The organism is Enterobacter sp. C6, from assembly GCF_008122455.1.
GTDB classification, from domain to species: domain Bacteria; phylum Pseudomonadota; class Gammaproteobacteria; order Enterobacterales; family Enterobacteriaceae; genus Enterobacter; species Enterobacter pseudoroggenkampii.
The window spans coordinates 115,262-123,231 of sequence record NZ_QPFW01000250.1 but is presented as its reverse complement, the minus strand read 5'-3'; the positions used below and the strand labels follow the sequence as shown (position 1 = coordinate 123,231).

The following is a 7,970-nucleotide window of genomic DNA, read 5'->3' as shown; positions in this document are numbered from 1 at the left end:
CGTTTACCAGCCCGCACAGCAGTCCCAGCAGCAGCGTCAGCGGAACGGCGACCGCCATCGGCCACCCAGCCTGCATCATCACCCCCAGCGCAATCGCGCACAGGCCGATGGTCGAGCCGAGGGAGATGTCGATCCCGCCGCTGATGATCACCAGCGTCAGCGGCAGCGCCACAATGCCGATGCAGATGAAGTCGCTGGTGCTGAACAGCAGCATGTTGATGTCGAGCATGCGCGGGTTGATGGCGCCGAAGAGCAGGATCTCCAGCACCAGCAAAATGAGCAGCGCGCTTTCCCAGTTAAGCCTCATTTACGCCACCTCTTTTTTGCGTTTGGGAAACGGGGTGACGTGCTTCCCCCCTCTGTTACCCGGCTGGAAGCGACCGTACTTCAGCGCCCGCTGATGGCGCGCCAGCGCCTGGCGCAGACGCCCGTCGAGCACCAGCACGCCCAGCAGCACCAGCCCGGCGATAAAGTCGTTCCACCAGGCCGGGAGCCTGAACAGCACCAGCACGGTGTCGATTTGGGTCAGGAAGAAGGCGCCGAGCAGCGCGCCAACCAGCGTGCCCGTGCCGCCCAGCAGCGAAATCCCCCCGAGCACGCAGGCGGCGATGGCCTTCATCTCCAGCCCGCTGCCGGTCTGGTTGGGCACAAAACCAATCTGCGCGGCAAAGACGATCCCGGCGCAGGCCGCCAACATGCCGTTCAGGGTAAAGGCGATCATGCGGGTGCGGTTCACCGCCACGCCCAGCTGGCGCGCGGCGGCGAGGTTATCGCCCACGGCGTAAAAATCACGCCCGAACGCGGTGCGCGACAGCGTCCACGCGCCGGTGACCACGATAATCAACACCACCATGCCAAGGGGCGACACGCCGATGGCCGCAGGCTCAGAGAGAGATTTCAGCCCCGGCGGCAGCCCTTCAATCCACTTTCCGCCCGTCCAGAGCAGCATCGCTCCACGGTACAGCCCCAGCGTGCCGAGGGTGGCGACAATCGCCGGGATGCGCAGCCCCACCACCAGAAACCCGTTGAATACCCCGGCCAGCGCGCCAACCGTGAGCGCGAAGAGGATGGAAACCGGCAGGCTGTAGCCGCTGTTGAGCGCCACGCCGACGGCGATGGCGGACAGCCCGACGATGGAGCCGACGGAAACGTCGATATTGCGGGTCAGCATCACCAGCGCCGCGCCGATGGCCAGCAGGATCAGGATCTGCGAGCTGGCGAAGATCATCCCCAGCGTCTGCAAACTCAGGTAGGACGGATTGAGCGCCACCAGCACGGCGAACAGCGCCAGAATGGCGAGAAACGCGCTCAGCTCGCGGTTTTTCAGTAAAGTCTTCATGCTTGCCCTCCGAACGCCAGCGCCATCATTCTGTCGAGGCTGACGGCATGGCGCGGCAGCTCGCCGCTGAGTACGCCCTGATGCATCACCAGCACGCGGTCCGCGAGGCCCGGAAACTCATCGAGATCGCTTGAGATCATCAGCACCGCCACGTTCTGCGCCGCCACGCTTTTGATCAGCTGGTAGATGTCGGCGCGCGCCGAGACGTCCACGCCGCGCGTCGGTTCATCGACGATCAGCAGCAAAGGGTTGGCCTCCAGGCAGCGCGCCAGCAGCACCTTCTGCTGGTTACCGCCGGAGAGCGTGCGCACGGTTTGATCCGCATGGTTGAGCTTGATCCCCAGCGCCCGGTGATAGCGCTCCACCACCGCCGACTCCCGCTTGCGCTGCTGCCAGAGAGACGGCTCGTTCAGCGCCACGGTGTTCCAGCGGATCGGCGCGTCGAGGAACAGGCCGGACACCTGCCTGTCTTCCGGCAGGTAGACCAGCCCTTTTTCCAGGCGTGAACTTACCGGATCGCCGGTGATCTCCTGGTTCTCCAGCCAGACACGGCCCCCGCGCACGGGCCGCAGGCCGTAGAGCGTTTCCGCAAACTCGGTGCGCCCGGATCCCACCAGCCCTGCCAGGCCGACGATCTCGCCGGCGTAGATCTCAAGGCTGAGATCGATAAAGCCTTCCCCGGTAAGATCGTCAACGCGCAGCACCGGGAAATCCTGCGGCTGGGTGCGGCGGTTTCCCGGCAGCGCCAGCCACAGCTTTTGCGTATCGCTGAGGGATTTCTCCCGGCTTACCGGCGTCATGGCGGCGATCAGGGCGCTATCGTCAAACTGCGCGGTTTCGCCGCTCAGCACCACCGCGCCGTCGCGCATCACCGAGACATGGCTTGAAAGCATGCGAATTTCCGGCAGCTTATGGGAGATAAAAACAATCCCGACGCCGAGTGTCTGCAGGGCGCGGATCTGGCGGAACAGCCGTTCGGTTTCGCCCGGCGTGAGGGAGGCCGTAGGTTCGTCGAGGATCAGGATCCGGGCGTTGCGCATTAATCCGCGCAGGATCTCCAACATCTGCTGATCCGCCACTTCCAGAGTGCTGGCGGCGGCGTCGAGGTTAAGCTGGCACTGCAGCTGCTGGAGTTTCTCCGCCAGGCACTTTTCAAGATCGCGCTCGCGCGGCAGACGGAACAGGATGTTTTCCCGCACCGTCAGGTTGGGGAACAGCAGCGGCTCCTGCGGCACGAGGTAAATGCCAAGCCTGTGCGCCTGAACGGGCGTCAGCCGCGCATATGACTGCCCCTCGACGGAAAGTTCACCGCCGTCCGGCGTCTCGACCCCGGCGATGATCTTCATCAGCGTCGATTTTCCCGCGCCGTTTCCGCCCATCAGCGCGTGCACCTGGCCCGCAAGCAGCGTGAAATCAATGCCTTTAAGAACCGGCACGCCTGAGAACTGCTTGCTGATATTCCGCGCGTCGAGAAGTGAGGTCATCATCGCTCCGCTATTGAACAAATGATTTTTAGATTTAATAATGTTCAAAAGCGTAGACGGTGAACTATATTTACAACCGTGCAGAGATCACAGTTTTATCGATTGAGATTCAGATAAACCAGAAACGATCGAAATGATCCGTTTTGTCGCGTGGCTCACACTTTCCCTTCGCGCCATCACGAACATATGATCTAAATTTTTATAAGAGTTCAACTATGAGCGATAAACGCACTGCGGAAGAAGGACGGTTTGCCGGGCTGGCACTGGCGGAAGAGGAGCTGGTGGCGCGCGTGGCCTGGTGCTACTACCACGACGGGCTGACCCAGAACGATATCGGCGAACGCCTCGGGCTGCCGCGTTTAAAGATTTCTCGCCTGCTGGAGAAGGGCCGTCAGTCCGGGGTGATCCGCGTGCAGATCAACTCCCGCTACGAGGGCTGCCTGGCGCTGGAAACCGAGCTACAGCAGCGCTTTGGCCTGAAGCTGGTGCGCGTGATGCCCGCCCTGAATACGCCGCCGATGAACGTGAGGCTCGGTATTGGCGCGGCGCAGTCGCTGATGGGCGTACTGGAGCCCGGCCAGCTGCTGGCGGTGGGGTTTGGTGAAACTACCATGAGCAGCCTGCAGCACCTGAGCGGCTTTATCAGCTCGCAGCAGATCCGCCTGGTGACGCTATCCGGCGGCGTCGGGCCGTACATGACCGGTATCGGCCAGCTGGATGCGGCCTGCAGCGTCAGCATGATCCCCGCCCCGCTTCGCGTGTCATCCGCCGAGGTGGCCGGGATCTTAAAACGTGAAACCAGCGTGCGGGACGTAATCCTCGCCGCCACCGCCGCTGACGTGGCGGTGGTCGGCATTGGGTCGGTGAACCAGCGCCGTGACGCCACGATCTTGCGATCCGGCTATATCAGCGAAGGTGAACAGCTGATGTACGCCCGCAAAGGCGCGGTCGGCGACATTCTCGGCTATTTCCTCAATGCCGAAGGGGAGTGCGTCGAGGAACTGGAGATCCATAAAGAATTACTCGGCGTCTCGCTTGATGAGCTGGCGCAGCTGCCCACCATCGTTGGCGTGGCCGGAGGGGAAGAGAAAGCCGATGCGATTTATGCCGCACTGAAGGGTCGCCGTATCAATGGCCTGGTGACGGAGGAGACGACAGCCCGCGCGGTGCTGGCTCTGGCCAAATGAGAGCCCGCCCTGCGCTAACAACGAGGCAAGCTCATGAGTTACCTTTTAGCGTTAGATGCAGGGACCGGTAGCGTTCGCGCCGTTATTTTCGATTTACAGGGCAACCAGATTGCCGTCGGCCAGGCCGAGTGGAAGCACCTGAACGTGGAGAACGTGCCGGGGTCGATGGAGTTCGACCTCGAGACCAACTGGCAGCTGGCCTGCCGGTGCATTCATCAGGCGCTGTCGCGCGCGAATCTGGGCGCGGCGGACATTCAGTCCGTTGCATGCTGCTCCATGCGCGAAGGGATCGTGCTTTACGACCGCAACGGCGAGGCCATCTGGGCCTGCGCCAACGTTGACGCCCGCGCCAGCCGCGAGGTGGCCGAACTCAAAGAGATCCACGACTATCGTTTTGAATCCGAAGTGTATGACGTTTCCGGGCAGACGCTGGCGCTGAGCGCCATGCCGCGCCTGCTGTGGCTGGCACACCATCGTCCGGATATTTACCGCAAGGCCGCGACCATCACCATGATCAGCGACTGGCTGGCGGCGAAGCTCTCCGGCGAGCTGGCGGTCGACCCGTCTAACGCGGGCACCACCGGCATGCTGGATCTCTTCTCCCGCGACTGGCGTCCGGCGCTGCTCGACATGGCCGGGCTGCGCGCCGATATTCTCTCCCCGGTGAAAGAGACCGGCACCGTGCTGGGCGCTATCACCAAAGAGGCCGCGCAGCAAAGCGGCCTGCGCGAAGGCACGCCGGTCGTCATGGGCGGCGGCGACGTACAGCTGGGCTGTCTGGGGCTGGGCGTAGTTCGCGCCGGGCAGACGGCGGTGCTGGGCGGCGCCTTCTGGCAGCAGGTGGTGAACCTGCCGCAGGTGCGCACCGACCCCGAGATGAACATCCGCGTCAACCCGCACGTTATCCCCGGCATGGCGCAGGCGGAGTCGATCAGCTTTTTTACCGGGCTGACCATGCGCTGGTTCCGCGACGCCTTCTGCGCGGAGGAAAAGCTGATTGCCGAGCGGATGGGGATGGACACCTACTCCCTGCTGGAAGAGATGGCCAGCCGCGTGCCGGCGGGTTCACACGGGGTGATGCCGATCTTCTCCGACGCCATGCATTTTAAGCAGTGGTACCACGCCGCACCGTCGTTTATTAACCTCTCCATCGACCCGGAAAAATGCAATAAAGCGACGCTGTTCCGCGCACTGGAGGAGAACGCGGCGATCGTCTCGGCCTGCAACCTGGCGCAGATTTCGCGCTTCTCCGGCGTGACGTTTGAGAGCCTGGTGTTTGCCGGTGGCGGTTCGAAAGGCGCGCTGTGGAGCCAGATCTTAAGCGACGTCACCGGCCTGCCGGTGCGCGTGCCGGAAGTGAAGGAGGCGACGGCGCTGGGCTGCGCCATTGCGGCAGGCGTTGGCGCAGGGCTGTTTGCCGATATGGCCTCGACGGGCGAGCGGCTGGTGAAATGGAGCCGCGAGTTCACGCCAAACCCGGTACATCGCGAGCTGTACGACGGCATGATGCAGAAATGGCAGGCGGTGTACGCCGACCAGCTTGGGTTGGTGGACAGCGGGCTGACGACATCGATGTGGCAGGCACCGGGGTTAGTAAAAACCCATCCCCCTCACCCTGCCCCTCTCCCCATAGGGGAGAGGGAAAAAACCAAATCGAGCTGATTCTTTAAGGCCGCACCGGCCAGTCCCCTCTCCCCTCCGGGGAGAGGGTTAGGGTGAGGGGAAGTTATTTGAGATCTATCACAATCATTCGATCCCGCTTTTACCTTTCCGCTGCCGCTGGCTAAATTAGTAACTCATCCGACCACATAACAATAATTTTACACTGGAAGAGACTATGAGCCGCTACCCGTCGTTATTCGCCCCTCTCGATCTGGGGTTCACCACACTCAAAAACCGCGTGTTGATGGGGTCGATGCACACCGGGCTGGAGGAGCACCCGGACGGGGCCGAGCGTCTGGCGGCTTTCTATGCCGAGCGTGCCCGCCACGGGGTGGCGCTGATCGTCACCGGCGGCGTGGCCCCTGCCCCTTCCGGCGTGGGCATGGAGGGCGGCGCGGTTCTGAACGATGCGTCACAGCTGCCGCACCACCGCATTGTGACCGACGCGGTACACCGCGAGGGCGGCAAAATCGCCCTGCAAATTCTGCACACCGGACGCTACAGCTATCAGCCGAATCTGGTCGCGCCATCGGCTCTTCAGGCACCGATTAACCGTTTTAAACCTCACGCCCTCACCCACGACGAGATCCTTGCGCTGATTGACGACTTCGCTCGCTGCGCGGCGCTGGCGCGCGAGGCGGGCTACGACGGCGTTGAGGTGATGGGCTCAGAAGGCTACCTGATCAACGAGTTTCTCGCCGCCCGCACCAACCACCGTGAAGACGAATGGGGCGGCGACTATGCCCGCCGGATGCGCTTTGCCGTAGAGGTGGTGCGCGCGGTGCGCGAACGTGCAGGGGCTGATTTTATTATCGTCTTCCGCCTGTCGATGCTCGACCTGGTGGAGGGCGGCGGGACGTTCGATGAAACCGTGCAGCTGGCGCAGGCGATTGAAGCCGCAGGTGCCACCATTATCAACACCGGCATCGGCTGGCACGAGGCGCGCATCCCGACCATCGCCACGCCGGTGCCGCGCGCGGCGTTCAGCTGGGTGACGCGCAGGCTGAAAGGGAAAGTGTCTGTTCCGCTGGTCACCACCAACCGCATTAACGATCCGCAGGTGGCGGACGATGTGATTTCACGCGGCGACGCCGACATGGTCTCAATGGCGCGGCCGTTCCTTGCCGATGCCGAGCTCCTCTCCAAAGCGCAAAGCGGCCGTGCGGATGAGATCAACACCTGCATCGGCTGTAACCAGGCCTGCCTGGATCAGATCTTCGTCGGCAAGGTCACCTCATGCCTGGTTAACCCACGCGCCTGCCATGAAACCAAAATGCCGGTCGTTCCGGCGGCCAATAAAAAACGCCTGGCCGTGGTGGGCGCAGGCCCGGCGGGGCTGGCGTTTGCGGTCAATGCTGCCTCGCGCGGGCACAGCGTAACGCTGTTTGATGCGCTGGGGGAGATTGGCGGGCAGTTTAATATCGCCAAACAGATCCCCGGCAAAGAGGAGTTCTACGAAACGCTGCGCTACTACCGCCGGATGATCGAGCTGACGGGCGTCGAGCTGCGGCTTAACCAGTTTGTCCGCGCGGCGGATCTGACTGATTTCGATGAGGTGATCCTGGCGAGCGGGATCGTACCGCGCACACCTGCGATCGAGGGTATCGATCATCCGAAGGTGTTGAGCTATCTGGATGTATTGCGAGACAAAACGCCGGTTGGCGAGAAGGTGGCGATTATCGGCTGCGGCGGGATCGGCTTTGATACCGCCATGTATTTAAGCCAGCCGGGCGAAGCCACCAGCCAGAATATCGCCGAGTTTTGCGTGGAATGGGGTATCGACACCAGCCTGAAGCAGTCCGGCGGGCTTCGTCCCGAAGGGCCGCAGCTGCCAAAAAGCCCGCGTCAGATCGTGATGCTGCAGCGTAAAGCCAGCAAGCCGGGCGAAGGGCTGGGTAAAACCACGGGCTGGATCCACCGCGCCACCCTGCTCTCGCGCGGGGTGAAGATGATCCCGGCGGTGAGCTATGAGAAGATCGACGACGAGGGTCTGCACGTCACGATCGGCGGCGAACCGCAGCTGCTGCGCGTGGATCATGTCATTTTATGTGCCGGGCAGGAGCCAAAGCGCGATCTGGCGGATCCCCTGCGCGAAACCGGTAAAACGGTGCATCTGATTGGCGGGTGCGACGTGGCGATGGAGCTGGACGCGCGGCGCGCGATTGCGCAGGGGACGAAATTAGCTCTGATGATCTAGAACATTGCCGGGCAGCGGGATAAAAGCAAAACGGCAACCGGGTTGCCGTTTTTAGTGTTTGCGCCCTCTCCCTGTGGGAGAGGGTCGGGGTGAGGGCATCA

General features: G+C 62.6%; 6 protein-coding genes. 3 read left to right on the top strand and 3 right to left on the bottom strand.

The features are described from left to right. The 3 genes from DOU50_RS22200 to lsrA form a co-directional block, all read right to left on the bottom strand. A partial coding sequence (locus DOU50_RS22200; protein WP_416202962.1) for an ABC transporter permease subunit occupies nucleotides 1-307 on the bottom strand: 307 nt, incomplete at its 3' end. Continuing rightward, nucleotides 308-1,339 (bottom strand): autoinducer 2 ABC transporter permease LsrC, encoded by a 1,032-nt coding sequence (gene lsrC / locus DOU50_RS22195; protein ID WP_148770294.1) that lies wholly within the window; start codon nucleotides 1,337-1,339, stop codon nucleotides 308-310. It abuts the gene before it with no gap. Then, a complete protein-coding gene (gene lsrA, locus DOU50_RS22190) occupies nucleotides 1,336-2,823 on the bottom strand; it encodes an autoinducer 2 ABC transporter ATP-binding protein LsrA (protein WP_148770298.1) in 1,488 nt (495 codons plus the stop codon). Before lsrA ends, lsrC begins: the two co-directional genes overlap by 4 nt. 215 nt (nucleotides 2,824-3,038) lie before the next feature. Between lsrA and lsrR the strand changes: the two genes are divergently transcribed. The 3 genes from lsrR to DOU50_RS22175 all read left to right on the top strand — a co-directional run bounded on the left by lsrR (nucleotide 3,039) and on the right by DOU50_RS22175 (nucleotide 7,869). Beyond that, the gene (lsrR, locus tag DOU50_RS22185) at nucleotides 3,039-4,010 is read left to right on the top strand and encodes a transcriptional regulator LsrR (protein ID WP_003862617.1); all 972 of its coding nucleotides are present in this window, start codon (nucleotides 3,039-3,041) and stop codon (nucleotides 4,008-4,010) included. A gap of 33 nt (nucleotides 4,011-4,043) precedes the next feature. Then, nucleotides 4,044-5,672, top strand: a complete 1,629-nt coding sequence (lsrK, locus tag DOU50_RS22180; RefSeq protein WP_148770292.1) for an autoinducer-2 kinase — start codon at nucleotides 4,044-4,046, stop codon at nucleotides 5,670-5,672. 175 nt (nucleotides 5,673-5,847) lie between these two features. Further along, complete coding sequence (locus DOU50_RS22175; RefSeq protein WP_148770290.1) at nucleotides 5,848-7,869, top strand: NADPH-dependent 2,4-dienoyl-CoA reductase; 2,022 nt, start codon at nucleotides 5,848-5,850, stop codon at nucleotides 7,867-7,869. The last annotated feature ends 101 nt before the right edge of the window (nucleotides 7,870-7,970 follow it).

Bases quoted from the DNA above. Each gene is read 5' to 3' on its own strand.
- lsrC (WP_148770294.1), bottom strand. From the start codon at position 1,339: ATGAAGACTTTACTGAAAAACCGCGAGCTGAGCGCGTTTCTCGCCATT.
- DOU50_RS22175 (WP_148770290.1), top strand. From the start codon at position 5,848: ATGAGCCGCTACCCGTCGTTATTCGCCCCTCTCGATCTGGGGTTCACC.
- lsrA (WP_148770298.1), bottom strand. From the start codon at position 2,823: ATGACCTCACTTCTCGACGCGCGGAATATCAGCAAGCAGTTCTCAGGC.
- lsrR (WP_003862617.1), top strand. From the start codon at position 3,039: ATGAGCGATAAACGCACTGCGGAAGAAGGACGGTTTGCCGGGCTGGCA.
- lsrK (WP_148770292.1), top strand. From the start codon at position 4,044: ATGAGTTACCTTTTAGCGTTAGATGCAGGGACCGGTAGCGTTCGCGCC.